Origin of the sequence: Marinimicrobium sp. UBA4509, from assembly GCF_002388575.1 — a bacterium.
Taxonomy (GTDB): Bacteria; Pseudomonadota; Gammaproteobacteria; order Pseudomonadales; family Cellvibrionaceae; genus Marinimicrobium; species Marinimicrobium koreense.
Genome location: NZ_DGMV01000009.1, coordinates 4140 through 4519, shown reverse-complemented (window position 1 = coordinate 4519; position 380 = coordinate 4140). Strand labels below are relative to the sequence as shown.

Here is a 380-nt window from a genome sequence, read left to right as displayed (position 1 = left end):
CCGAGCGCAGCGGTATAAACCGCATCCGCCGTTGCCGGACTTTACGATGGCCGGCCCACGGAGTAGTACGTAAACCCTTTTTTGACCATCCGCTTCGGATCAAACAGGTTACGACCGTCGAACACCAACGGCTGGGCCAGTTGCTGTTTGATCAGATCGAAATCCGGGGCGCGGAAGGCCTGCCATTCGGTGACTATCACCAGGGCGTCGGCGCCCTTGAGGGTGCTTTCTTTGGTGCCGCACAGGCTCAGGTCGTCACGGGTGCCGTAGATACGCTGGGTTTCTTCCATCGCTTCCGGATCATAAGCCTGCACCGTCGCGCCGGCGGCCCAGAGGGCTTCCATCAGCACCCGGGCCGGGGCTTCGCGCATGTCGTCGGT

The 380-nt window shown here is 61.8% G+C and carries 1 protein-coding gene; it reads right to left on the bottom strand.

Translation table 11 applies throughout. The annotated features are described in order from the left end of the window. Nucleotides 1–41 precede the first annotated feature (41 nt). Nucleotides 42–380 (bottom strand): UDP binding domain-containing protein (locus B3520_RS01300; RefSeq protein WP_286875150.1); only part of this gene is annotated, 339 nt, incomplete at its 5' end.